The sequence below is a fragment of the Arthrobacter sp. 05N428_2 genome (assembly GCF_056397065.1).
Genome location: NZ_JBFTMR010000037.1, coordinates 1 through 1,518 on the forward strand (window position 1 = coordinate 1; position 1,518 = coordinate 1,518).

Annotated in this window: 2 protein-coding genes; both read left to right on the forward strand. The window is 61.2% G+C overall.

The genetic code is table 11. The features are described 5' to 3' along the window. Positions 1–58 precede the first annotated feature (58 nt). Positions 59–493, forward strand: coding sequence for a hypothetical protein (locus AC1DGI_RS18190; RefSeq protein WP_441400560.1), 435 nt, complete (start codon positions 59–61; stop codon positions 491–493). Between the two features lie 239 nt (positions 494–732). Continuing rightward, entirely contained in the window at positions 733–1,494 is a 762-nt protein-coding gene (locus AC1DGI_RS18195) for a transposase (protein WP_476899835.1), read from the forward strand. Positions 1,495–1,518 lie beyond the last annotated feature (24 nt).

Sequence of the window (1,518 nt, forward strand, 5' to 3'; positions counted from 1 at the left end):
CCCTCTACGTCAGGCTGGTTGTGAGTCAGTCAGTGATTGAAGAGGAGCAGGAGTAGCCATGACTGTTGGTCCGCGAGGTATTAGCCGCGATGAGATTCGAGAATTGGTGCATCAGTATTACGTGCAGCCGTACGGGACGAGGAAGGAATGGCTTGCCTCCCAGCCAGTGACGGAATGGACGTTTCGGCGCTGGCGGAAAATGGTGCAGGAGGGTGATCTCGACCGGAATCTGATTCCACGAGAGCATGGGGGTATGGCCCGCACGAATGGCGAGTGGTCCGCGTTTGAGAAAGCGCGTGCCAAGGAGATCGCTGAACACCAGTCCGAAGTCGAACAGCTCAAGGGCCGAATCCGTGAACTCGAAGGCACGAATACAGCCTTGGGAAAAGCTATCGGGCTCTTGCACGAGTTGAGCGTGCCAGAGCCCGATACGGCCCAGACGAAAGATCCGAAAGGTTCATCGAAGCCGAGAACATCCTCGTCCGGCATCTGACAACGCTCACCGGCTCGCAACGGCAAGCCCTCGAGCTCGCCGGCGTATCCCGCTCGACCTGGCATTACCGGCAGAATCCCCGCGAACGGGTTCAGGATCCGCTCGGACAGTCTGAGCGCGCTTACCAGTCACGTGTCAGCGCGAATGATCGTGACCGGATCTGCGAATACATCCTGGTGGGGTGGGCCAATCAGGTCTCCGTTGATCATTCCTACGCGGCTGCGTGGGACGCGGGGGTGATGCTTGCTTCCCGCCGGACATGGTGGCGGGTCGCGGCCCGGATCGAGGACCAGATGCTGCGCCCGACCATCCCGACCAGGAAGGGGAACAACCGGCTCCCGAGGGAGAAGCCCGTGGTGATGGCCACGGGCCCGGGACAGGTCTGGTCCTGGGACATCACCGATCTGTATTCCCCGTGGCGGGGACGGTCGTTCAAGGCCTACTCGGTCCTTGATATCTACTCCCGCCGCATGGTTGCCTGGCGGGTCGAGGAGCGGGAAGCGGACCATCTCGCCGTGGACATGTTCGAAACCGCGATCGCCCGGGATGGCGCACCGCGCATAGTTCACGCCGATTCGGGGCCGGCGATGCGATCAAACCTGCTCCGCGATGCTCTCACCAGCCACGGCGTGGAACTCTCCCACAACCGACCCTACGTCTCGAACGACAACCCCTTCTCCGAATCCGGGTTCCGGACCATGAAGTACAGGCCCGGCTACCCCCGGGTCTTCAAAGAAGTCGAGGACGCCCGGGCCTACCTTGCCGACTACGTGCCCTGGTACAACACTCAACACAAACACTCGGGCATCGCCCTGTTCTCGCCCGCCGAAGTCCACGATGGCTCGTGGAAGGAAGTCTGGAAAACACGCGACCAGGCACTACAGCGCTACTACGACGAAAACCCCGAACGATTCCGCCAACGACCCATCACACCAGCCCCCGCCCGCCACGCAGGGATCAACCTTCCCGCAACAAAAACACCCACACAGCAAACCCAATGACTCCACACAGCTTGACAATCTGCG